This window comes from Amycolatopsis rifamycinica (assembly GCF_000695625.1).
Lineage (GTDB): Bacteria > Actinomycetota > Actinomycetes > Mycobacteriales > Pseudonocardiaceae > Amycolatopsis > Amycolatopsis rifamycinica.
Genome location: NZ_JMQI01000083.1, coordinates 79840 through 104399, shown reverse-complemented (window position 1 = coordinate 104399; position 24560 = coordinate 79840). Strand labels below are relative to the sequence as shown.

Below are 24560 nucleotides of genomic sequence, written 5' to 3'. Positions count from 1 at the left end.
CACACGGAGAACTCACAAAGGATTTGTCACTCGGGACCGCGCGCGACCGGCGCGTTCCAGCGCCGCCAGAGCGCAACCATCCGGACGCCGACCACCACAGCGGCCGCGGCGACGGTCACGGGCCCCGCCGGCAGTCGCACAGCGTGACCGGCGGCCACGAGCGCCGAGCCGGCCAGCGCGGCCACGGCGTAGATCTCCTTCCGCAGGACGAGCGGGATTTCCCGGAGCAGCAGATCGCGCACGGCCCCGCCCCCGATGCCGGTCGTCATCCCGATCAGACACGCGGCGTAGACGGTGGCACCGGCGTTGAGCGCGATGGTCGTCCCGGCGGTGGCGAAGACGCCGAGCCCGAGCGCGTCCGCGAGGAGGACACCCCGCCGCAGCCGCGCGACCTGCGGGTGGAAGACGAAGACGGCCAGCGCGGTCCCGGCGCAGACGGCGAGCGAGGGCCAGTTCCGCAGCGTCGTGGGCGGGTGGATGCCGAGCAGGACGTCCCGGATGACCCCGCCGCCGAGAGCGGTGGTGAGCCCGACCACGACAACACCGAAGACATCGAGCCGCGCCCGCACCGCGGCGAGCGCCCCGGACGCGGCGAAGGCGACGAGCCCGACGAACTCCAGCGCCGTGAGCAGCATTTACTGGTCGAGCAGCCCACCGCGGTAGGCCAGCAGCGCGGCCTGCACCCGGTTCGCCGCACCGATCTTGGAGAGCACGGCGGAGACGTACCCCTTGACGGTGGCTTCGGAGAGGTGCAGCCGACCCCCGATCTCGGCGTTGGACAGTCCCTGGCCGATCAGGGCGACCACCTCACGTTCGCGTTCGGACAGCGAGGCGAGCAGCTTCCGGGCGGGCTGAGCGGCGCGTTGTTCGTCCCGGTGCGACTGAACCATCCGCGCGGCCACACCCGGGTCCAGAACAGCCCCGCCCCTCGCCAGGTCCCGAACGGCCCTGAGCAGCGCGGCCGGGTCGATGTCCTTGAGCAGGAACCCGTTGGCGCCGAGCCTGAGCGCAAGGCTGACGTACTCGTCGATGTCGAAGGTGGTCAGCATGGCCACGGTGGGCGGATCGGGGAGGGCGAGGATGGCCCGGAGAGCGCGAATGCCGTCGTCAGGAGCCCGCATCTTGATGTCGAGCAGGGCAACATCGGGGTGATACCGCCGGGCGACCTCCACGGCGGATCTGCCATCGCTCGCCTCGCCCACGATCTCGATGTCCTGGGCCCCGGACATCATCGCGCGCAGTCCCGAGCGCACCAGTTCCTCGTCGTCGGCGAACATGAGCTTGATCAACGAAGCCCTCCGCAACAGCCGGTGGGAGCGGCTCCCCGCGTCCCGTTAACGAAGGTTACCTACTGTTGTTCAGCAGTTCGAAACCAGACACGACCAGGTGACGGGCTGGTCCGTCCAGGTCAGGTTCAGTAGAGCCCGCGCTGCGGTGTATCCGCCATGTGGGAGGCGAGTGAGAACCACTCACCTGGGTGACGACGAGAGTCGGGTCGCCCCAGGCGCCCGGTGCGGGTGAGGCCCGCTAAGCTGACCCGGTAGTAGCACGCCCTCGTAGCTCAGGGGATAGAGCACCGCTCTCCTAAAGCGGGTGTCGCAGGTTCGAATCCTGCCGGGGGCACCAACATGATCAAGGGCTTCCGCTGGTCAGCGCTGTTCCCTCGCGAGCCCAGCGCGGAGTAAAGCACATAAGCCCAGGTCAGCACTGTTCCCGTTGGTCTCCTACGGGGTACGACCTGTGCTAGACGTTCGCGCGACGTCGCTTGAACTTCTGCGCACGCGTTGGATTTCAGCACTCACTCGGTCGCTTATTGACTGGTGCCACGACCGGTGCCCGGCCAGGCTCGGTCGAGGTGACCGTCGGAGCGCTTTCTCAGCGGCCGCCACCCGGGTCCGGGCGTGGCTCACTCATGGCGTGCGTCCCGTCGGTCGCAAAGCCCGCCGCGTCGAGGAGAACACCCGGGCAGCTGGATTCGGTCCCGAGCGTGACCACCCGATCCCATGCCCGAACCCCACATCGGTGTCCTGCGGCGGCGGCACCTCACCGGTCCGCTCGCGGTAATGTCAGTGGCGAAGCTGCGCTGTTGTGCGTGGAAGGTGGGGGGACCTACCGGCCTGCACCATCTTGTGCATGAGGTCGAACGCTTGGGTTTCGGCGATGTCGCCTTGGGCCACCGCGATGGCGACGATGTCGATCGTTTCCCGGGTCGTTATGCCTTGGAACCGGGCGTAGCGCAGGGCCTCGCGGTCGTCTGATATCCACCACGAACCGGTGAACCGGTCATCGTTCAGGATGAGATGGCATGTCTCAGCCTCCCCGAGGTGCTTGAGAGGTTCATGATCCATGCCACCGAAGACCGCTCGTCGTAATCGGTTGACCTCCTGGATGTCGGACTCGGCATCGATCCTGATCGGCTCTCCGAGCCAGCCGTCGCTGACAACACTTGCCAAGACGGGGAGCGACGAAACAGACCTCGATGCCTCGTAGGCGACTGCTTCCGTCCACCTGCCACGGTGGTTCAACGCCGATTCGAGCAGGTCGAGGCGATCGACGGCGGCGAAGTTGCACAACACGGTGTTGTCCGGGAACAGGAACGTGGTCACAGGGCGCCGTCCACTGCTGTGTCGGCCTCGATCGAGTCGCGGAGGACGTCGACGTCGACGCCCAGGAGGTTCGCGTACGGCCTGAGCGTGGTCTTCCCGGTCTCGTAGGCGGCATAGGCGTCTCTCATCAAAAGGCCGGGTGGCCGGGGGGTGCTCGATGCGGCGACTTGTCGGGCGAACTCTTCACCACGACCCGCCATGTGCGCGGCCTTCGCGGCTGTGATCACCTTGTAACGGTCACAGGTCCCCGCGTCGATCAGTCTCAAGTGAAGCAGGCGGTAGGCGAGCGCGGAGGGGCTGACGACCAAGTCCCACGCAAGCGAGGCGAAAGCCGCTTCCGTGATGCCTGCTCGCGCGGCACTGCGGAGCACGGCCTCGGGCATGAGGAACGAGGAAGCGAAGGCGTTGGCTCGTGCCTCGCCTGGTTCTCTGGCTTGCGCGCGGTCGAAGACGTCCCGGTCGAGGTGGACGCCTTGGTCGTCGCCTGCGAGCAGGTGCCCGAGCTCGTGGGCGAGCGTGAATCGCTGCCTCGACGGAAGCGGGTTGGTGGCGAGCAGGATGAGCTTGACGTCCGCCGAGGAGACGGCAAGGCCGTCGAAGTCGGCGTCGAGGTCCACCACGGCCACATCGACGCCGAAGACCGCCTCGACCAGGCTGCTGAGGTCCTCGGAGGTGGAGGGAGAGCCGAACCCGTCGCACGCCTCGGTTGCCCAGTGCGCCAGGTCTCGGCCTTCGTCCGCGTACCGGTCCGTGACACGGCGGGACGGCGGGGTTCGCCACTGTTGGGAGTAGCCGAGCGTCGCCAGGTCGGTGCGGGTAGCGCTGAAGCCGGCTGCGGCGTCGAGGGCCGAACGCGCGCTGCCGCCGGTCGTCCTGGCGGCCATGCTTACCGCGGGCGTGTCTCCCGTGAGCAGCCAGTCCACGGTCACGTGGCAGGTCTCGGCGATACGGGCGAGGTCGACCGAGGAGAAGCGTCGTGTCCCGCTCAACGACTTGGACAGCTTGGACTCGTCGAGACCGATCCGCGCCCCGAAGGCACGGCGGGTCAGGCCCGACGCTTCGATCAGATCGCGTACGCGGTTCGGGACGCTCGTCACGGGGCCGAGCCTAGCTGACCTTGCGATAATCGCAAGAGAGCATGATGATGACTTCGAGCGACTTCCGGAGAGGGGAACCACGTGACGGTCGTGGCGGACGATCCACCCAGGTCGGCGGCGTTGCCGCCGGTGCCCGAGCCTGGGCAGGTCGTCAACGTCCGAGGTTCGACGTGGGCCGTGGCGTCGGTCCGTCGGCAGGGCCTGCCACGCAGCCCTGCAGACGAGGGGGTCGCCGGCATCACGCACGCCGTCAACCTCCAGTCGTTGGAGGAGGACCGCCTGGGGCAGGAGCTCACCGTGGTGTGGGAGCTGGAAGTCGGGCACACCGTCGCGCCGGACCAGGGGCTGCCGGAGACCATCACCCCCGACGGGTTCGACGACCCGACCACGCTGGCAGCCTTCGTGGACGCCGTCCGCTGGGGCGCCGTGACGTCGGCCGACGCGGATTCCTACCAGTCGCCGTTCCGCAGTGGCGCGAACGTGGAGGCGTACCAGCTCGAACCGCTGCGACGCGCACTCCAGTCGTCGCGGACGAATCTGCTACTCGCCGACGACGTCGGCCTGGGCAAGACCATCGAGGCCGGGCTTGTCGTCCAGGAGCTGCTGCTTCGGCACCGCGCGCGTTCGGTTGTCATCGTCTGCCCGCCCAGTCTCGCGCTGAAGTGGCAGGACGAGATGCGGGAGAAGTTCGGCCTGGAGTTCGTGATCGTCAACAGCGCCCTGATGGCGCGGGTCCGGCGCAGCCACGGGTTGGCAGCCAACCCCTTCCGGCTGTTCCCCAGGGTGATCGTCAGCATGTCGTGGTTGCCCACCCTCCGGGCGCAGCGCCTGCTGCGCGACGTGTTCGCCGATGTGTCGGACACCAGGTCGGCGCGCCGCTTCGCCTTCGACGTGCTGGTGGTCGACGAGGCGCACCACGTCGCACCCGCGAGCCCGACCACTGCCCCCGGAGGGCGGGGCTACGCCGTGGATAGCCAGCGCACCATCGCGACGAAAGCGCTGGCCGAGAAGTGCGAGCACCGCCTGTTCCTCAGCGCGACCCCGCACAACGGCTACTCGGAGTCGTTCACCGCGCTCATGGAGATGATCGACGGCCGCCGGTTCACCCGGGGCGCGACACTGGACAAGCGTGCGCTGCGGGAGGTCGCGGTGCGCCGGTTGAAGTCAGAGCTGCCGGAGAAGGGGTTCCGCGCCCGGGAGCTGAAGGAGATCCCCTTCACCCTCGACGAGCAGGAGGAGCGCCACTTCGCCCTGCTGGACCGCATCCTCGCCGACAGCGCCCGTGCGAACGGCCGAGGGCATTCCGGTGGGCTGGTGGCGATGCTGCTAAAGAAGCGCTTCCTGTCCAGCCCTTGGGCCTTCGCGCGCACGCTGGAACTGTATGAACAGGCTGCGGACACGGGGCGTCAGCTCGACTTCGACGACGAAGACCAGTACTACACGGAGGTGCTGGGCAGCGGACAGTCCGACGAGGAGGAGGGCGACGCCGAGCACCCCGAGTTCACCGCTCTACGGCAGAGCAAGCGCTCGGATCCGCTGGTCGCCGCGACCGGCCGGGAGGTCGAGACCCTGATCGCCTGGGGTGGCCGGTACGAGAAGCGGCCGGATTCGAAGCTGGAGGCGCTGATCGGCTTCCTCGACGCGGTGTGCCGCCCCGATGGCCGCACGTGGACCAACGAGCGGGTGGTGGTGTTCACCGAGTACGCGGTCACCCTGGAGTGGATCGCGGACGTGCTGACCCAACGCGGCTACGGCGATGTGCTGGCGACGATCCAGGGCTCCACGCCTACCGAAGAGCGGGAGCTCATCCGCGCCCGGTTCACCGCCCACCCGTCGAAGCACCCGGTGCGCGTGCTGGTGGCGACCGACTCCGCGGGCGAGGGCATCGACCTCCAGGACCACTGCCACCGGCTGGTCAACTTCGACATCCCGTTCAACCCGTCCCGGCTCGAACAGCGGATCGGCCGGATCGACCGGTACGGGCAGCGTGAGACGCCACAGATCTTCCAGTTCGTCCCCGACACCTCCGACGGCAGGTACGCGCGGGATGCCCGGTTCCTGGTCGAGCGGGTCGTGAACAAGATCGGGACGGTGGCCGCCGACCTCGACTCGGTCAACCAGGTCGTGCAGGACCATTTCGCGCCTGTGCCCGGCGGGCGCAAGGCGCGGCGCACGGCCCCTGACGACGGCAACGCCGTCATCAACTCCACGCTTGCCGGCGGGCAGGAGCTCAACCGCAGGCTCACCGAGCTTTCCAGGACGTACGACGCTCGGAAGACGGAGATGCACCTGACTCCCGCCAACGCCCGCCGCGTGGTGGACACCGCTCTCACCCTCACCGCCCAGCCTCCCCTGATGGAGGACTTCTCCTTCGCCGAGGACACCGACGCTCCGGTGTTCACGGTGCCGAACCTGGGTGCGGCATGGCAGGTCGCCCTGCGCGGTCTGGACACCCGGTTGGAGCCGGGCAAGCCCCGTCCGATCACGTTCGACGACACGGCCGCGCGGGGAAGGCCCAATCTGGTGCACGTCCACCTCGGTCACGGGCTCATGCAGCGCGCCACGAGGGTGCTGCGCAGCGCGCTGTTCGGCGTGGACTCGCCGGTAAACCGCGTGACCGCGGTCGTCGCCGAGGACCTGCCGGAGTCGTGCGTGGCCGCGGTGTCCCGACTGGTCCTGGTCGGCAGGGGTGGGCTACGGCTGCACGAGGAGGTCTTCCTGACCGGCATCCGAATGCACGGCAACGCGATGGCCGAGCAGAAGGTGGAGGACGTGCTCGACGCCACCCTGGACGCCGAGGACCTCTCGCTGGCCGGCGAAGAGGTGCGCGCGGCGCTGAGCGAGATGTGGAACGCGGAGGGTTCCCGGCTGCGCACGCGGTTGGAGGCCGCGATGAAGCGCAAGGCGGAGACGCGGCACACCCGGGTGACCGAGGACCTGGAACGCCGTCGGAGCTCCGACATCGCCCGCGTGCACGAGATCTTCGCCGCCTTCCGGGAAAACCTGCGGGAGTCCCGCGACCGACTGGCGGGCGAGATCCGCGCCGAGGAGCAGAAGCTGTTCACCGACGACCAGCAAGCCCAGCGCCGCCGCGACCTGCGCGCGATGGAGGACCGGCTCGCGGGCTTGGACGAGGAGGAACGGCGTGAGGTCGCCTCGATCGACGAGCGCTACCGGGACATCCGGCCGCACGTCTCCGCAGCCGCGGTCGTGTTCGCGCTGACCCCGGCGGACGCCGAGACCGGGTTGGTGCGGGCATGACGCGCCCCGCTCGCAAGTCGCCGCCCAACGGAGCCGACCTGCACCGCCGGTGGTTGGAGCTGGTCGACACCGACGGACCCTTCCTGGCGCTGCCCGCGTTGAAACGGGTCTGGCCGCAGGGGATGCCACGACCGGACGCGGGTGCGGTAGCGGCCTTGAAGGACGCCAAGCCGGCGTTCGAGAAGGCGTGGGAGGACTGGGACGTCCGGCGGGACGACCAGGCCACGTTGGAGCTGTACCGGAAAGAGCGCGACGTCTGGGTGGAGACCGTCCTTCGTGACGTGTTCGGCTGGGGCGAGTCCTACCGGGCGGACTCGACCGCTGAGGTGCGCTCCCCCGACCACAGCGTGACCGTGCGCGCCGGCGGCGAGCTGGTCCGCGAGGAGGCTGTCGGCGCGCTGGTGCTCGTGGTCGACCCGGTCGAGTCGCTGCGCGATCCGCTGGACGACGGGTGGGCCGCGTCTCCGGTCGATCGCATGGAAGAGCTGCTGCGTTCCTCCGGTGTGCCCATCGGTGTGGTCACCGACGGCCGCTGGTGGGCGATCGTCAGTGCCCGCAGGGAGACGATGGCCGCCTCGGGCATCGTGGACGCGCAGACGTGGATCGAGGAAGCCCAGACGCGCGACGCGGTGATCGCGCTGCTCCAGCGCCGCAGACTGGTCGGCGGCAAGCCCGAGGACCGGCTGACCGAGCTGTTCGGCGAGTCGGTCGCCGCCGCCGAGGAGATCACCGAGGCCCTGGGCACCCAGGTGCGCCGCGCGGTCGAGCTGCTCGTGCAGGCCCTGTCCGAGGCGGCGTTGAGCGCCGAGGACGACCCGCTGCCCGAGGATCGGGGCCAGGTGTACGAGGCGGCGGTGACTGTGATGATGCGGGTGGTGTTCCTGCTGTTCGCCGAGGAACGCGGCTTGTTGCCCCAAGGCGAACTGTTCTCCCTCGGCTATGGGATCAGCGAGGAGTTGGACGCGCTCGACACCCGCGTCCGCGAGGAGAGTGCCGAGGCCCTCGACAACACCTACCTGACCTGGCACCGCCTGCTCGCCACCTCCCTGGCGCTGTACCAGGGTGCTTCCTTCGAGGATGTCCGTCTGCCGTCCTACGGCGGCTCGCTGTTCGACCCGGGCCGCTTCCCGTTCCTAACCGCGCGGGGCCGGTCCGGTGGGCTTGCGATCACCGTGTCCGACCGGGTGATGTTGGAAGTGCTGCGGGCCGTGCAGGTCGCCAAGATCAAGGGGCAACCCGCCCGGCGCATCTCGTTCCGCGATATCGACGTGGAGCAGATCGGCTACATCTACGAAGGCCTGCTGGGCTACTCCTGCGCCGAGGTCGACGAGGTGATGGTCGGCCTCATCGGGAAGGAGGGGGAGGAACCCGAGATCCCGTTGGCCGTGCTGGAATCCCTGGCCGAGACAAAACACACCGACACGGCACTTGCCGAAGCCCTGCTCGCTTGGGCGAAGGAGAACCAGCCCGCCGCCACCCCGCCGTCCAAGGCCGCGCTGGTCAAGGCGATTCGGGAGAGCTCGCAGGTCGAGGACGCGGAGCGGGCACTGCGCGCGGTCACGACGGACGAGAAATTGCGCGGCCGGCTGCGGCCGTTCGTCGGGATCATCCGCCGGGACCTGCGCAACCGACCGCTGGTAGTCCTGCCGGGTGGTGTGCTGGTGGTGGAGACACCGTCGCGCGCTTCCGCGGGAGCGCACTACACGCCCAAGTCGTTGGCCGAGGAGGTGGTGCTGCACGCGCTGGAGCCGTTGGTCTACGACCCGGGGCCGCACCAGATGGCGGATCGGGACGCCTGGGTGCCGGTGTCGTCGGACCGCATCCTCGACCTGAAGATCGCCGACATCGCGTGCGGCTCAGGCGCGTTCCTCGTGGCGGCAGCGCGATACCTCGCGGCGCGGCTGGTGGAGGCGTGGCGGCGTGAGGGCGTCGCCATCGGCACCCCGCACGACCAGCAGACCCACGCCATTCGAACCGTGGTGGCCAACTGTCTGTACGGGGCGGACATCAACGGCATGGCCGTGGAGATGTGCAAGCTCTCGCTGTGGCTGGTGTCGCTGGACGCCAGGCTGCCGTTCTCGTTCGTGGACGACAAGATCCTGCATGGAAATTCGCTGCTGGGGATCACCGACGTGCAGCAGTTGAAGTTCCAGCACATCGACCCCGACTCCGTGCGCCAGATGCCGTTGTTCCAGCCCGCCGTGGACGGTGTCCTGAGCCGGGCGGTGCGCTTGCGGGAGAAGCTGGCCAGCGAGGTCGACAACGTCGACCCGCAGCGGTCCGTGACCACTAAGCGCCGCCAGTGGGGCGAGTACCGGGAACTGGTCGCCCGCCTGAACGAGATTGGTGACGCCGTGATCGCGGCCGGACTGCGGCACGGCGGCAAACCGGGCAAGAAACTAAACGTCGAGTACGAGAACCTGCGCCAAGCTCTCAGTGACGCCTACGCACCAGATGGTGACCGTGCCATGCTCGATAGCGTCCTGGAGGCTGGTCTTACACCGACCGAACACACTGACTACGACCGCTGGAAGCCGTTGCACTGGCCAGTCATGGTTCCGGATGTGATGGCACGCGGCGGCTTCGATGCAGTGGTGGGCAACCCAGCATTTCTTCACAGCAAAAAGATCACAACGGCCTACGGAAAGAACTATCGCGATTATCTTCGGAACGTTCTAGCGAAAGGGGTTGCGGGCGACGCCGACCTGGCAGCGTACTTCCTTCTGCGACAATTCGAGCTTCTTTCTGGCGATGGTGGAATTGGAATTGTTGTAACTAAATCGATCATTCAATCTCATACAAAAGAGGTCGGACTCGATCAAGCCCTAGCATCCGGCGCGACCTTGACAGAAGTCTCAAACACCTTCGACTGGGGGTCTAGTGGCGCTTCCGTTTCGGTAATCAAAATTTGGCTAACGAAGTCCGCTGCCACATATGGACGCAAGCCGTTGGTAGGTGATCCCGTCCGACCCGTAGGGCGACCTGTTCGATCCTACGTGGGCACTTACCCGAATGGTGACGGGTTTAGAGTGCCAGCGGATCGTGCACGTGAATGGCTCACCAGATATCCGGATTTGCAGTCATCGCTGATTCCCTATATCCGTGCAGTCGATCTCTCAATGGGCGACCCGAAATCGCCCGAAGAGTTCCTGATTGACCTCCACGGCTTGCCAGAAGATGAGGCTCGCCGGACAGGACCGCTATGGCAACACCTGGAGCGCACTCAGCGACTGTGGCGCGAGAAACCCACAACCAAGGGAAAGCGTGATAGATGGTGGGACTTTGAGCGTTCCGCAGATGCGCTCTATAGAGAGTTACGCGAAACGGATAGCGCCATTGCAATTCCGCGCACTAGCAACTTGTTGATGCCTCGGCGAATACCGGCCAGTTCGCGGGTCGACATGGGCGTAGTAGTGTTTCCGACTTCCGACTGGTCGGTGTACGCACAGATTGCATCTAGCCTTCATTATCATTGGACTCTTAGCTACGGTGCGACAACGCGGGACGACCCGAGCTATGCGCCTCGCCGACTTACGGACACCTTTCCATGGATTCTGGCCGGCTCGAATATCGAAGCAGTAAAGGAGTTTGAAGCGGCGCTAGAAAAAAATTGCCAAACCATGGGTGGGCTTAGGCCGGTGATGAATTCATTCAATGATAAGGGGAACCACGACTCGGCGATCTCGACGCTGCGTGAGTTGTTTATCGAATTGGACTCCGAGACGCTTTCGATGTTCGGATGGTCCGACGTCAAACCTGTCTATGACTTCCATGTCCGTAACAACTTGATGCGTTTCACCGTGGACTCGGCGTCGCGTGATGAAATCCTGTACCGATTGCTTGAAGAGAATTACCATCGCGCCGCTCAGGGCGAAGCCTCATCCTCCGCCGAGGACGTAAAGGACGACGAGTGACCGGGCCGCACGAGCGAGAACAGCAATACCGGTTGGCGCAAGAGCCGGATGGGACGTCGCTGATAGTTCGGGAGAACCTGGTCGACATCCTCAAACGGGAACTCCTCGGGCCTGCCAACGGCCCGGAGGAGGTGCTCGACGGCCCGCCGGACGTGGTGTACCTGGTCGGCCGGATCGCGCCGTTCAAGCTCAAGGCGGGCCGTGACGACCCTGCGGACGCCGACGAGGACGAAGCCGCCACCGATGTCGGCGACGCCTTCGACGCCGAGCAAGTGCAGGGCGTGCCGGTGACCGCCGTGGACGAGAGCGGCGCGGGCGCCGACGAGGACGAGGTCGAGGACCACCCGCAGCAGCGCGGTCTGATGATCCCGGCGTCGATGGGTCTGCGCTGCCAGATTCCCGTCGACCTCGCCGAGTTCACCGTCACCGCCTCGTGGGGCCAGTACGAACCGGTGAAGGACAAGGAGATCAAGGCCCGGCGGTACAAGCGCACGCCGATCGAGTTCGTCAAGAAGGTCGTCGTCGCGGACCTCGACCCCACCCGGACGACGACGATCCACCTCCGCGACACCGTGGTGCTGCGCATCGACCGGTACGACGACGTCACGGACGGCAAGCGGCTCATCGAGGTGGCGCTGTGCAACGACCGGGTGGCGCCGCGCAAGATCCCGGTCAACGCCTGGCTGTACCAGACGAAGGTGCGTGTCGACGCGGGTGGTGCGGAGGTGTTCCTGCCGGTGACGGACCGGCTCACCGACACCCGCGAGGAAAGCGACGACGAACTTCGAAGGCTCAACCTCCAGTACCGCGACCGGTTGGAGTTCGCGATCGGCCGCACCTGCTCCGTGGACTGGGCATCGTCCGTTGAGAGCAGGCGGGCGAGCGCTGTGTGGACGACCTGGCTACCGACCGCCGAGACGCCGCAGACCACCGCCGAGGAGATCGAGTCGGCCCTGCTGGACATGCGCGCGTTGAGCACCGCGACCGAGGACGAGTTGCGCGCCGGGCTGAGGCCCATCGTCAGCGGCTATGCGACTTGGCTCGACGGTGAACTTACCCGCGCGAAAGCACTGCCGGAGCACCTGCGCGAGGACGGGATCGAACTGGTCGAGGAGGCGCGGCAGGTACAGGCACAGCTCGCCGCCGGGCTGGAGCACTTGCTCTCCGACGAGGAGGCGCTGCGCTGCTTCCGGTTCATGAACCAGGTCATGGCCGATCAGCGAATCCAGTCGCAGGTCGCGCAACGGCGGGCTAAGAACCCGAGGGAGACGATCGAGCAGGCACGGGCCGCTGTGCTCGCGGAAGGCCCGAAGGCACACTCCTGGCGGACATTCCAGCTCGCGTTCGTGTTGATGCAGTTGCCGATGCTCAGCGACCCCGCCGCCGAGCGCCGCTCCGGCCGTGACCCGAAGGCGCAGTTGCTGTTCTTCCCGACCGGTGGTGGCAAGACCGAGGCGTACCTGGGGCTGGCCGCATACACGTTCGCGATCCGCCGCCGGCAGGGCGTGGTGTCCACTCCGGACGGGCCGTTGGACGGCAACTCCGGCGTGGCGGTCCTGATGCGCTACACGCTGCGGCTGCTCACCGCGCAGCAGTTCCAGCGCGCTACGGCCCTTGTCTGCGCGGCGGAGGTCGCCCGCCTCGCCGATGTGGGCACATGGGGCGCCGAGCCGTTCCGGATCGGGTTGTGGGTTGGGACGGACGTCAGCCCGAAGCGGTTCGACGAAGCCGAGGAGCAGCTCACCCGCGCCAACAACGCCGGTGCCGGGTACCGGCTGACGGTGTTGCAGATTCAGCGCTGCCCGTGGTGCGGAACCAAGATCTCGTCCAAGGACGTCGTGGCCAGGGCCGAGACGCGACGGGTGCACGTGTATTGCGGCGACGACCTCGCCGACTGCCCCTTCGCCGAAGGCGGCGACTCGCCCGAGGGTCTGCCGGTGCTGACGGTGGACGAGGAGATCTACCGCCTGACCCCGTCCTTCGTGATCGCGACCGTCGACAAGTTCGCACGGCTGGCGCGGGAAGGCGAGGCGGCGTCGCTGTTCGGGTACGTCTCGCGGCGGTGCGAGCGGCACGGGGTGGTGCACCCCGACTACAAGTACTGCGAGATCAAGGACGGCAACAAACACCCCGCCAAGGATGGTCTGCCGGCAGCGGCCGTGCGCCCCGCGAACCGTCTCCGCCCGCCGGACCTGATCATCCAGGACGAGCTGCACCTGATCACCGGCGCGCTCGGCACCACGGTCGGGCTCTTCGAGGTCGCGATCGACGTCATGAGCACGTGGCGCACGGCCGGAGGGCAACCGGTCCGCCCGCTGCTCGTCGCCTCGACCGCCACCGCGCGCAACGCCGCCGACCAGGTCAAAGCACTCTACGGGCGCGACGTGACGATCTTCCCGCCGCAGGTGCTCGACGCGGGGCGGACGTTCTTCTCCAAGGAGGAGGAGATCTCCGCCGAGTTCCCGGGGCGGCGGTACATCGGGCTCTCCACCGCGGGTGTGCGTCTCACCACCGCCGAGATCCGGGTCGCCGAGGTGCTGATGGCGGCGGGCCAGTTGCTGATCGACCGGTCCGGCGAGGCCGCCGATCCGTACATGTCGCTGGTGGGCTACTTCAGCGCGACCCGCGAGTTGGCCGGCATGGCGCGGTACATGGGAGACGACATCCAGACGGCGCTGTCGAAAGGCCGTCCGTGGTCGGCGCTGCCGAGGCGGTCCGGGACCAACTTCGGGGCGCTGCACGTCGCCGAGCTGACCTCGCGGGTGGCGAGCGCGGACATCACCGCCACCTTGGACCAGATGGCCGTGGGTTTCTCCACCGTGTTCGACTCCACCGCGGGCAAGCGGGAGATCGTGGCTCTGCGCGAAGCGAAGAAGCCCGTGCCGACCCGCGAGGTCAGCCCGTTCGACGCGGTGCTCGCGACGTCCATGCTGCAGGTGGGTGTGGACGTGACCAGGCTCGGGCTGATGCTGGTGGTAGGGCAGCCGAAGAACACCGCCGAGTACATCCAGGCGTCGTCCCGCGTCGGGCGCGACGCCGCTCGCCCCGGTCTGGTGGTGTCCCTGGGCAACTGGGCCCGGCCGCGCGACCTCGCCCACTTCGAGCAGTTCCGGCACTACCACGAGACGTTCTACGCCCAGGTCGAGGCTTTGTCGGTCACGCCGTTCTCCGCGACCTCCCTGGACCGAGGCCTGGACGGTGTCCTCGTCAGCGCCGTGCGCGTCCTCCAGGCGGCTGAGGCGCAAGGGCTCTCCCCCGAGCACAACGCCGGTGCTGTCGGCAGACGCCGGGACGTCGTCGCCGAGATCATCGACGCCTTGGTGGACCGGGTGCTGCGGGCCGCGGACGAGGAGACCGCGCTGAGGACGTCCCACCTGCTGCGCAACCGGCTGGACAACTGGGAGAAGCGCCGCCGGTTCCTGGCCGACCACCGCAAGGCCCTCGTCTACGAGCGGGTCACTGACGACACCAGGCACGACGCGTTGATGATGAGCGCGGAGAACGCCAAGTCCCGGACCGGCTCGCGAGACGCGCCGCCGTTCGTGGTGGCCAACTCGATGCGGGAGGTGCAGCCGGAGATCAACCTCCTGGTGAGCCCCGTGAAGGAGAACCTCGTCTACATCGCGCCGCCCGGAGCGCCGCGCTGGCAACCGCCCTCGGAGCCCTGATGACCACTGACACCAGGTTCGTCTACGACCCCGCGACGGCCGTCGACCCGTTGGGCGACGCCGAGAAGGAGGCCGAGAAGGCGACCAAGTACAACCGCGCCAAGGTCGGCTCCGGCCGCCCGTCGTCGTTGCTCTACACCTACGGCCCCGGCGCGATCATGGACCTGCCGCAGTTCACGATCATGCCCACCGGCTTGGACGACTGGGACCGGATCTGGAGGCGGCGCGACAACCCCCCGGAGATCCGCGCACCGCGCCTGCGCGACGTGGTGGCGAAGCTGCTCCGCTCGAGGGACGTGCGGCTGCGCCCGCACCCCAACCAGGCCAAGAAGATCAGCTTTTCCACCGAGGGCAACGACCTCGGCGTACCCGCGCGGGTCTTCCCGCAGTGGATGCGGTGCACGGGTTGCGACATGCTCGGCAGCCTGTCGCAGTTCGCCTACACCAACACCCACCCGTTCCGGGCTGACCTCGCGTGCTTCGAGCACGCCAAGTGCACCGGACGCGCGGGCAACCGCAGCCGCAAGCCTGTGCGGCGCACGGCCGTGCCGGCCCGGTACCTGCTCGCCTGCGTAGACGGCCACCTCGACGAGTTCCCCTACGACGAGTGGGTCCACCACTGGTCGCCCTGCCCGAACGCGGAGTTCCCCGCGCTGAAGATGGTCGATCGCACCGCGGGCAAGGGCGCGTCCGCAGTCATCGGCTGCGAGTCGTGCGGCGCGCGGCGACCGATGAACGAGGCCCAGGGCGAGGCGGGGCGCGCCAAGCTGCCCGGCTGTCGAGGTCGTCACCCGCACCTGGACGCGTTCGAGCCGAACGGTTGCCGCAACGAGACGCGGCTGATGCTGGTGGGCGCGTCGAACCTGTGGTTCCCGGCGACGCAGTCGATCATCGTCATGCCGGAGTCCCAGCAAGAGACCACGGGGGACCTCGCCGTCCGCATCCGCACCGTGCTCGGCGACAGGCTCGCCAAGTACGCCGACGACCTGGACACCTTGCGCGACGTGCTCGAAGGCAAGGCGGGCAGTCCGCCAGACCTCGCGACGATTCCCGACGACAAGCTCGCCCAAGCGGTCGCCGCCGCGCTGGCGCCTGGCGAGTCCGACGAGGAGCTGGACCGGTGGCGCGAGGACTGGGACCCGGTGGACCTCCTCGTCCCGGAATGGCAGTACCTGCTCAAGGATCCTCTCGGGTTGCGGCACGAGGATGAAACGAGCGGCCTGACACTGTCCCGGCGCGAGCGTGACCCGTCGCTGCGTCCGCAAATCACGCGGGTGCTGGCGGTCGAGCGCCTGCGCAAGGTCAACGCCCTCGTCGGCTTCACCCGCATCGACGACATGGACCGCGTCGGCGACCTCTCGCGACGGCTCGTCCCACTCACCAGGGCGGAGCGGCCCGCGTGGACGGTCGCCACCGAAGACCGGGGGGAGGGTGTGTTCCTCCAGTTCGACGAGTCCGCGGTGGCCGAGTGGGAGGCGAAGGTCAAGCGCGACCCGGTCTGGCTCGCCCACAGCGAGGCGCACCGGCGCAACTTCGAGCGCCGCTTCTCCGAGACCGCGAAGGTGGTCGACCCCGACACCCGCCTGCGACCGCCGCGCTACTGGCTCGTGCACACCTTCGCCCACGTCCTGATCCGCGAGATGGCGATGAAATGCGGCTACTCGGCCGCGAGCCTGTCCGAACGTCTCTACGCCTGGCCGGAGACGGACAGCCGCCCGGCGGCGGCCGGGCTGCTGATCTGCACGACAGCCTCCGACAGCGACGGAACCCTCGGCGGACTCGTGCAGCTCAGTGAGCCGGAGCGCCTGGAACGTGTGGTGTCAGGAGCGCTCTACCGGGCTCAGCGCTGCTCCTCCGACCCGATCTGCGCCATGCGCACTCCACAGGACGCGGAGGACTTCCTGCACGGCGCCGCCTGTCACTGCTGCGCGATGGCGTCGGAAACGTCGTGCGAACGAGCCAACCGGTTCCTGGACCGGCGATTCCTCGTCGACCTCCCCGGGAGCGGTCTTGGGTTCTTCGGCCGAGTGGATTGACCCGGCGTCGGCCCGCGAGCTGGGAGAACGGCTCACGGGTACAGAGGCCGGTCTGGTCGCCGACCGCCTCTCCCGGGGCGACACGCTGACCAGTGCTGTGCGCGCCGTCGCGCAGGGCCAGCGCGGACGTGTTCGGGAGTTGCTGCGGGAAGGGTCCACACCTGCCCGAATCGCCGTACTGCGCGCTGTCGAGGGCGCGCGGTCGGCACCGACCGCGGCGACGCCCCTGTGGACGATGCCAGGCCACCTGGCCCGAGTCGGGCCGCTCACCGCTTCGTCCCCGCATCTGGTGGAAGCCGCCCGTCATTCCGTGACGTGCTCGACGTACAACTTCCAGCGGACCTCCGGTCTGTGGGCGGCACTGCGCCGAGCGACGCAGCGTCCCGGCGTCGCGGTCCGGGTATACCTCGACGCGTCGGCCTCCGGCCGGGGCGCGCCGACCGCCGCCGAGGTGGCGGCCCACCTCGCTCCCGCCGTGATCCTGCGAACAGTCGAGTTCAGCGGCGCGGTGGTGCGCAACCACGCCAAGTTCGTCGCTGTCGACCACCGGTTCCTGCTGGTGTCCAGCGCGAACTTCTCGTGGAGCGCGGAGCACGGCAACGTCGAGTTCGGGGTCCTGCTAGACGATCGCAACCTCACGGAGGCTGTGGAGCGGCAACTGCATGATGTCGAGGACACCCTCTACGAGGTCGTGCGTTGACGGCCGTGCCCACGCAGAATCCTCTCCGTCCTACCGACCCGCGGACCCTGCTCCGGCCGCGAGGTCCGACAGCAGCAGGGCGAGCACCCGCTCCTCGTGCACCGGCGACCGTGCGAGGTCGTAGGCGACCCGTAACCCGGTGACAGCAGCCGCGAGATCACTGGGGGCGTCGTGGTGACCGCTCAGGCCGCACTCCTCGGCAAGCCCACGATCCCCCAGCACGTCCGCGTAAGCGGGAAGTGCCTCGAGGAACACCTCGTATTCGCTGTCGAGCGCGCGGCCGACCAGGCGCTCGGCCAGGGCGACGACGTCAGGCGTCCCGGTTTTGCAGGCTTCCAGGTGGATCTCCTCGGCATGCGCGATCGCCTCGCCGAGCCCGCCGTCGGAGTCGTCGACTTGCCCGGCTGCCCCCTCAGTGTGATCGCCGCGTCGGGGAAGCCGCCCTCGATCAGGCGGGCCACCGCTTCCAGGGCCGCTTCGACGTGCTGGAAGTAGCCGTAGGCATCGCCGTAGTCGACGTAGTCGACGATCTCGGTGGCACCTTCCAGCTGCTCCCGAAGCTCTCGATCGTCGAAGGCCACCGAGGGATCTGCGCCGGCTGCCACGTCCAGGCGGGCGCGCACCATGGCGTCCGAGCGTGCCGCCGCCATCAGCTGGTCCACCAGCCACGTCTGGTCGCACTTCAGCAGGAACGACCGCAACCGCCTGTCGGAAACCGGTTCCCGGCGTGGCTCACCCGGCTTTCCGCCTTCGGCGAGCAAGGCGAGAGCGGTTGCCGCGCAATGCTTGCAGAACACGCCTTCAGCGCCGTAGGGGCAGGAGCACTGGCCACGCAGACCACTCCGGAGGATCTCCAACCGGACTCGGTAGGCGTACGTGCCGTCCACCGTGGGCCGTCGATCCGCACACGCCGCACCCGGCCGGACGTGAAGTACTGCTCACCACACTCGAACGAGCTGGGGTCAGTCAGCTCCGCAGGAAACTCTCGCTCACCTGGATCATGCCATCACCGACCATTGTGCCAAGACGGTCCCGCCACCGGTCGGGGCAGCGTGCCGAGGGGGGGGAAACACGGCGGCCGCTGCTCACGGCTGATCCGCCCACCGGGCCCCGTACACCAGTCCCGGCGTGAGGTGGCGGAACTGCAGGTGGACCTCCCCCGCCGCATCCACCTGCAGTGTTCGGCCCCGGTACCGCGGGTCCGACACGTCCCTCTCGAACGCGCCATCCAGCGCCAGCACCTCCGGTGGTCCCTCCTTTCCGAACCGGAGGCGCAGGTTGAACGCCTCGCACCGGTGCCGAGGGACGTACACCAGGTGCGACGGCGGCTCCACCGGGAACACCGCCGCGAACTCCCACGATTCGCCGCGCGACAGCGGGGCCGGCAGCTCCACCGTGCCCTTCGCGAGCGTTCCTCCGTAGAGCACCATTCCCTCGGCAGCGCCGACCGCCAGGTCGAACGACCGGAAGCCGTCCTGGTCTGCCACTACCCGGTGCTGCTCGAACACGCACGGCTCGTCGAGGACCAGTGCCAGTGTCAACGACGTGACGTGCCAGCTGCCCGATGCCGCGGCCGGTAGTGCCAGCTCCGCCAGCAGCTCGATCGCCTCGTCGACGCGGCGGCGGACCGTCCGTGGATCACGGTCGGCGCGAAGGGCCGCCCACTTGACGCGGTCCTGGTACAGGGGGTGGCGGGCCTCCGGCGTTATCGCGAAGGCCGCCAGGGCCACCTCCCGCAGGTCCTCCGGGAGGTGGGCCGCCAGCTCGGACAGCCTGTCCGTCACCTTTGCCCGGATCGTCACCATTCCGTCCGACTCCGACACGTGGCACGCCGACCGGAGCGCCGGGCCCACCCGGTCCTCGACGCGGCCCGTCAAGGCCCGGCCCTTGCGCAACGCCTTCAGCTCCCGAACCAGCTCAGCGCGGTCCACCGGCTTCTCCTTCAGTGCGTTTCCATGGCAACCCCTTCGCGAGCCCCCGTGCCGACAGGGTGCGGTCGGCCGGTGGACGGGAAGTGGACAGAACGTGCATCACCGAGGCGATCAGCGCCGTCCCCATCCGGACGCCGTCGCGGCCCAGGTACGTGCGGAACGTTCCGATGCGGCCCAGCGCCTCCTGGTCCGCGTCGCCCAGGCCGAACGTCACCACCCGGGGGCAGAACGGCCAGGCCGGGTTCGCCAGCGAGGCGAACGCGGACGGCCAGGTCACCGGGTCCGTCGGCTGGCCGTCGGACAGGAAGAACACCAGGGGGCGGTGGACGACCAAGCGGTGGCGCTTCAATGCGGAAACATCGCGGTCGATCGCTGACCTGAGGAACGTGAACAGCGGGCCGAAGTTCGTGCCCGCGCACGGGCCCGGTTCGGGCAGCTCGGCCAGGTCGTCCATCGGCAGCAACGACTGGATGACCTGCGGATGCTCGCCGAAGCCCACCACGCTGCAGAACACGCGGCCGGCCACCGACGGGTCCGCGTGGACCGCGCCGCGGAACTCGCGCAGCCCCGTGTTCAGCTCGTCCATGTGGTCGGTCATCGACAGCGAGACGTCGCAGGCCACGTAACACGGCAACACGTCGGACCCCATACTCGTTTCTCCTTCACCCCTGAACGACCGGCGGAGTGTGCCGAGCCCGTGTGCACCGAACGTGGAAGAAATGCGGATTCGCGAAACCCGGACGGCCGATTGCGCGACATCAAAAGAGGACAGCAAGCTGACGCCGGGGAGGCCGCGTGGAGTTTCGGATGCTCGGCCCGCTGGAGGCGTGGCACGACGGCGTGCCGGTGCCGCTGGGCGACCAGCAGCAGCGGTTCGTCCTCGTCGTGCTGCTCCTGCACGCGAACAAGCCGGTCACGCCCGCGCGGCTGGCCGAGATCGTCTGGGCCGATCGCGAAGCCAAGCCCACCCTGGTGCGCAGCTACATCAAGCGGCTGCGGGACGTCCTCGGGGACGCGACCATCGAAACCACCCCGACCGGCTACCTGCTGCGGGTCGGCGAGGACCAGCTCGACACCATGCGATTCGATCGGCTGCGTGCCGAAGCCGCGGACGCCCGCGCCGACGACCCGCGCCGGGCGATCGCGCTGCTGCGCGAGGCCGCCGGCCTGTGGCGGGGGAAGTTCCTCGAGGACATCGACATCGACCGCGTCGGCGGGCCCGAGGTCATCTCGCCGGACGAGAGCTACCCCGACGTCGTCGGTGACCTGGCCGAGCTGGAGATCGAAGCCGGTGCGCACCGGTCGGCCCGCGACCGGCTGCGGCCGCTCGTCCAGGCCGATCCGGCCAGCCAGAAGCACGCCGAACTGCTGATGCGCGCGCTGCTCGCCGGCGGCGACCGGGTCGCGGCCCTGCGCGTCTACCACGGCACCCGCGACGCCCTCGCCGCGCTGCGCATGGCGCCCGGGCCGGTGCTGCGCAAGCTCGCCGCGCGCGCCGAACAGGGCGATCCGCCCAGCTCGCTGCCGTTGCGGCCCGGCGAATTCACCGGCCGGGCCGCGGAGATCGCCACCATCGAGGCGGCCGCCGCGGCCGGGCGACGGGCGGTCTGGATCAGCGGCGCGCCGGGCGCCGGCAAGACCGGCCTGGCGATCGAGGCGGCCCACCGGCTGCGCGACCGCTTCCCCGACGGCCAGCTCCTCGCCCGCCTCAACGGCTTCACCCCCGGCGTCGACGCGACCGACGTCGGCGACGCCCTCAGCGAGCTGCTCGTCGAACTCGGCGTGCCCGCCGAGCAGATCCCGGCCACCGTGGGCCGGAAAGTCACGCTCTACCAGGCAACCCTCTGGGGTACGCGGACGCTGGTCGTGCTCGACAACGCCGCGTCGCCGGAGCAGATCCGGCCGCTGCTGCCCGAGGCGGACGGCTGCCTGGCCGTCGTCACCAGCCGGCGGATGGGTGACGCCGATACCGGCGAAAACATCCGGCTCGCGCCCCTGTCGCCCGAGGAGGCGGCCGAGCTGTTCCACGCGCTCGCCGGGCCCTCGCGGCTGCGTGGCCGGGCCGCCGACGTCGCCGCGGTGGTCCGGCGGTGCGGCTACCTGCCGATGCCCGTCCGGGTGGCGGCCGCGCTGTTCCGGCGGCACGACCGGTGGCCGCTGGAGCACCTGCTGCGCCTGCTGGAGGAAAACGGTCCGTGGGGCGAAGACGACGGGATCGCCGCCGTCCGGGTGTCCTACCGGCAGCTCGGCGAGCCGCAGCGCGCCCTGTTCCGGCTGCTCGGCAGCCTGCCCGGCCCGGACGTCGACGTCGCCGGCGGGGCCGCGCTGGCCGGCTGCGACGTCGCCGAGGCGCGGTCGCTGCTCGACGACCTGCACGAGGTCAGCCTGCTGGAGGAGGCCGCCCCCGAGCGGTACCAGATGCTCGACCCGCTCAAGGAGTTCGCCGCCGACGAGCCCGCGCCCCGGCCCGCGCTCGTGCGGCTGCTCGACTACTACCTCGTGACGCTCGCGGCCGCGGTCCGCGCCGCGTACCCCTTCGACCGCGCCCAGCTGCCGTCGACGGCGGACCGGTCCTGCGCGGTGACGCCGGTCTTCGCCGACGCCGACGCCGGGCTGCGGTGGATCGTCGCCGAACGCGACAACCTCGTGGCCGCCATCCGCTACGCCGCCGCGCACGCGCTGCCCGAGCACACCTGGCGGCTGGCCGTGCTGCTGTGGCGGTACTTCAACACGACGAACCAGTTCGAAGACTGGATCGGCACGCTCGAGCTGGCCTGGCGGATCGTCTCCGCCGACGCGGGCAACGACTACGGCCAGGCGCACGTCCTGCTGCGGCTGGCCACCGCGCACGACCGGCGCGGGCAGCTCGCCGAGGCGCTGGAACTCGCCGCCAAGGCGCTGCCCAAGTGGCGCCGCCTCGGCGACCCGCGCGGCGAAGCGGCGACGCTGTGCGCGCTCGCCATCCCCACCATGGAACTGGGCCGGCACGAGCAGGCGATGGCCCACCTCGAAGCCGCGCTGGCCAAGTACGAGCAGACCGAGGACCGGCGGGGCGAAGCCCACGCGCTGAGCATGCTCGGCTACCTCAACGAGCTCCACGGCAACCTCCGGATCGCGTTGGCGCAGCACGAATCCGCCGCGCGGATGCTGCGGGAGATCGGGCACGTCCAGGGCCTGGCGCACACGCTGAACAACCTCGGCTCGGTGCAGGAAAACCTGGATCTGCTCACCGAAGCGCTGGCCAGCTACACCGACGCGCACGCCCACGCCGCCGAAGTCGGCGACCACTGCGTCGAGGCCTACGCGCTGAACAACATCGGCAACGTGCACCGGCAGCGCGGCCGGTACGCCGAAGCCGTCCGCTACCACGACAAGGCCCGGGAAGTGGCGGCGAACGTGCCGGACGCCGACCTGCGCACCCAGCTGTACCTCGACCGCGGCGCGACGGCGCTGGCCGGCGGCGCGCCCCGGGAAGCGCTCACCGCCGGCAAGGCCGCACTGGACCTGGCCGAGGGCAGCGGCAACCGCGCTTACCGGGCGCGGGCCCACCGCGGTGTCGCGGAGACGCTGCACGCGATGGGCGACCACGAAGGCGCCGTGACGCACTGGGCCGCGGCCGAGGCCGAGTTCGCCGCGCTCGACCTGCCGGAGGCCGGTGAGGTGCGCGAAGAACGTTCGGCGCTGGGTTGCGCCTGCGGCCCGCGGTGAGCCGTGAGCGGCAGCGAAGGCTGCCGCTCACGGCGGGGCCGTCAACCGTGCCAGGGGTTGCCGTCGGTGGTGGGGGTCGGCGTCGGCGTGACGACCGGAGCGGCCGGCGCCCCGCCGTCGTCGCTCGCGTACGCGGTGGTGGAGCCGATCACCGGCAGCGCGGCGAGCGCACAGATCGCGAGCACCGGGCCGCCGATTTTGGCCAGCTTTTTGAACATGGCGAATTCCTCCTCGGAAATGGTTGTTTCGAGCGCTTCGGATGATTTCCGCGCCCACCACCGAGGATTCGCTTCACCACATTCAGCGACAAGGGGTTTCCTGTTTCATAAACGAACAGGAAACAGTGACCGCCCCGGCCAGCAGCACGCCGGCGGCCGCGACCAGCGCGATCGACGTCGTCGCGTGGGCCAGGAGGGCACCGAGGATCGCCACCCCGAGGGCCGCGCCGGTCTGGCGGGAAGCGTTCAACGCCCCGCCCGCGATGCCGGTCAGCTCCGGCGGGGCCGCGGCGACCACCGAAGCCAGCAACGACGGGATCGCCAGGGAAACGCCGAAGCCCAGCAACGCCAGTGCGACCACCGAGAGGGCCGCCGAGGCCGAGGCCGCCTGGAGCAACGTGCCGCCCGCCATCACCACGAATCCCGTTACCGCCGGGATGCGCGGCCCGATCCGGGCCACCAGCCGGCCGGTGAAAATCGGGTTGAACGCCGTCGGGATCGTCAGCGGAAGGAAGGCCAGGCCCGTCGCCGACGGCGGATAACCGCGGCTTTCCTGGAAATACAGCGACAGCACGAACAACACCCCGGACAAGCCGAAGTTCACGATCGCGCCCGCCGCCAGCCCCAGCGGGAACGCGCGGTCGCGGAACAGGCGGGCCGGGAGGATCGCGGCCGGATGACGCTGGGAGCGCACGAACACCGCGGCCGCGGCGGCGGAGAGCAGCAGCGCGCCCCACGACCTCTCGATCAGTGCGTACGTCAATGTCGACAAAGCGACTACCGCCGAAAGCCGGCCCACGACGTCGATGCGGCCGGGCCTCGCCGGGCTCGGCGGGGCCGAGCGGGCCAGCGCCCACGCGACCGCGGCCACCGGGACGTTGGCGAGGAAGATCGCCCGCCAGCCGAACGCCTCCGTCAGGAGGCCGCCCAGCAGCGGGCCCGCCACCAGGCCGGTTCCGCTCACCGCGGCCCACACCCCCATCGCCTTCGCGCGCGCGGCGGGCACCGGGTAGGCCGCCGCGATCAGCGCCAGTGAGGAGGGGACCAGCAGTGCGCCCGCGACGCCGAGCAGCGCCCGGAGCGCGATGAGCAACGGCGTCGAGAACGCCAGCGCCGACAAACCGGACAGCACCGCGAACGAAAGCAGGCCGGCGGCGAACACCCGGCGGGCGCCGAAGCGGTCCGACCACGCTCCCGCCGTGAGGAGGAAGGCCGCGAACGTCAGCGTGTAGCCGTTCGAAATCCATTGCTGCGCCGGCAAAGACGGCGAGAGGGCCGGAAGGGCGACCGTCACGATCGTCGTGTCCAGCATGACCAGGAAGTAGCCCAGCGAAAGGCCGATGAGGAGTCTTGCCACACCGAAAAGCCTGGACGTTGGGTGACTTCGGCGAAAGCAGGCAGTTACGATGACGGGTATCGGG

At 69.1% G+C, this 24560-nt stretch carries 15 protein-coding genes and 1 tRNA gene; 7 read left to right on the top strand and 9 right to left on the bottom strand.

Going from position 1 to position 24560, the window contains the following annotated elements; genetic code table 11:
- Nucleotides 1-26: 26 nt before the first annotated feature.
- Both DV20_RS41670 and DV20_RS41665 read right to left on the bottom strand, forming a co-directional pair.
- The gene (locus DV20_RS41670; RefSeq protein ID WP_043789318.1) at nt 27-635 is read right to left on the bottom strand and encodes a trimeric intracellular cation channel family protein; all 609 of its coding nucleotides are present in this window, start codon (nt 633-635) and stop codon (nt 27-29) included.
- Nucleotides 636-1289 (bottom strand): response regulator, encoded by a 654-nt coding sequence (locus tag DV20_RS41665; protein ID WP_003087851.1) that lies wholly within the window; start codon nt 1287-1289, stop codon nt 636-638.
- A 261-nt stretch (nt 1290-1550) separates the two neighbouring features.
- On the opposite strand from DV20_RS41665, the gene DV20_RS41660 reads away from it, so the two are divergent.
- Nucleotides 1551-1626 (top strand) — tRNA-Arg (locus tag DV20_RS41660).
- Nucleotides 1627-2066: 440 nt separating this feature from the next.
- Here DV20_RS41660 and DV20_RS41655 read toward each other — a convergent pair.
- Nucleotides 2067-2606 (bottom strand): hypothetical protein, encoded by a 540-nt coding sequence (locus tag DV20_RS41655; protein ID WP_043789315.1) that lies wholly within the window; start codon nt 2604-2606, stop codon nt 2067-2069.
- Entirely contained in the window at nt 2603-3703 is a 1101-nt protein-coding gene (locus DV20_RS41650) for a helix-turn-helix domain-containing protein (RefSeq protein ID WP_200876612.1), read from the bottom strand. Before DV20_RS41650 ends, DV20_RS41655 begins: the two co-directional genes overlap by 4 nt.
- 81 nt (nt 3704-3784) lie before the next feature.
- On the opposite strand from DV20_RS41650, the gene drmD reads away from it, so the two are divergent.
- Genes drmD through drmC form a run of 5 tightly spaced genes read left to right on the top strand, consistent with a single transcriptional unit; the run spans nt 3785 to nt 17282 of the window.
- Nucleotides 3785-6964: a DISARM system SNF2-like helicase DrmD gene (drmD, locus tag DV20_RS41645; protein WP_043789313.1), complete on the top strand. Its 3180-nt coding sequence runs from the start codon at nt 3785-3787 to the stop codon at nt 6962-6964.
- A gap of 53 nt (nt 6965-7017) precedes the next feature.
- Entirely contained in the window at nt 7018-10878 is a 3861-nt protein-coding gene (locus DV20_RS41640) for a DUF4192 domain-containing protein (protein WP_235191161.1), read from the top strand.
- Nucleotides 10875-14546 (top strand): DISARM system helicase DrmA, encoded by a 3672-nt coding sequence (gene drmA, locus DV20_RS41635; protein WP_043789309.1) that lies wholly within the window; start codon nt 10875-10877, stop codon nt 14544-14546. The genes DV20_RS41640 and drmA overlap by 4 nt, the downstream gene beginning before the upstream one ends.
- The gene (gene drmB / locus DV20_RS41630) at nt 14546-16582 is read left to right on the top strand and encodes a DUF1998 domain-containing protein (RefSeq protein ID WP_043789306.1); all 2037 of its coding nucleotides are present in this window, start codon (nt 14546-14548) and stop codon (nt 16580-16582) included. The genes drmA and drmB overlap by 1 nt, the downstream gene beginning before the upstream one ends.
- A complete protein-coding gene (gene drmC, locus DV20_RS41625) occupies nt 16557-17282 on the top strand; it encodes a DISARM system phospholipase D-like protein DrmC (RefSeq protein WP_051736350.1) in 726 nt (241 codons plus the stop codon). The genes drmB and drmC overlap by 26 nt, the downstream gene beginning before the upstream one ends.
- A gap of 182 nt (nt 17283-17464) precedes the next feature.
- On the opposite strand, the gene DV20_RS41620 is transcribed toward drmC, so the two are convergent.
- From DV20_RS41620 to DV20_RS41610, 3 genes are all read right to left on the bottom strand, one after another.
- Nucleotides 17465-18139: an SWIM zinc finger family protein gene (locus DV20_RS41620; protein ID WP_160169784.1), complete on the bottom strand. Its 675-nt coding sequence runs from the start codon at nt 18137-18139 to the stop codon at nt 17465-17467.
- A gap of 228 nt (nt 18140-18367) precedes the next feature.
- On the bottom strand, nt 18368-19213 hold the full coding sequence (locus DV20_RS41615) for a hypothetical protein (RefSeq protein WP_051736349.1): 846 nt from the start codon (nt 19211-19213) through the stop codon (nt 18368-18370).
- Nucleotides 19200-19862 (bottom strand): vWA domain-containing protein, encoded by a 663-nt coding sequence (locus tag DV20_RS41610; protein WP_043789301.1) that lies wholly within the window; start codon nt 19860-19862, stop codon nt 19200-19202. Before DV20_RS41610 ends, DV20_RS41615 begins: the two co-directional genes overlap by 14 nt.
- Before the next feature lie 146 nt (nt 19863-20008).
- On the opposite strand from DV20_RS41610, the gene DV20_RS41605 reads away from it, so the two are divergent.
- On the top strand, nt 20009-22921 hold the full coding sequence (locus DV20_RS41605; protein WP_235191160.1) for an AfsR/SARP family transcriptional regulator: 2913 nt from the start codon (nt 20009-20011) through the stop codon (nt 22919-22921).
- Nucleotides 22922-22962: 41 nt separating this feature from the next.
- On the opposite strand, the gene DV20_RS45705 is transcribed toward DV20_RS41605, so the two are convergent.
- Together DV20_RS45705 and DV20_RS41600 are read right to left on the bottom strand one after the other, a co-directional pair.
- A complete protein-coding gene (locus DV20_RS45705; protein WP_160169783.1) occupies nt 22963-23139 on the bottom strand; it encodes a hypothetical protein in 177 nt (58 codons plus the stop codon).
- A gap of 82 nt (nt 23140-23221) precedes the next feature.
- Nucleotides 23222-24496, bottom strand: a complete 1275-nt coding sequence (locus DV20_RS41600) for an MFS transporter (RefSeq protein ID WP_043789297.1) — start codon at nt 24494-24496, stop codon at nt 23222-23224.
- Nucleotides 24497-24560: the final 64 nt, after the last annotated feature.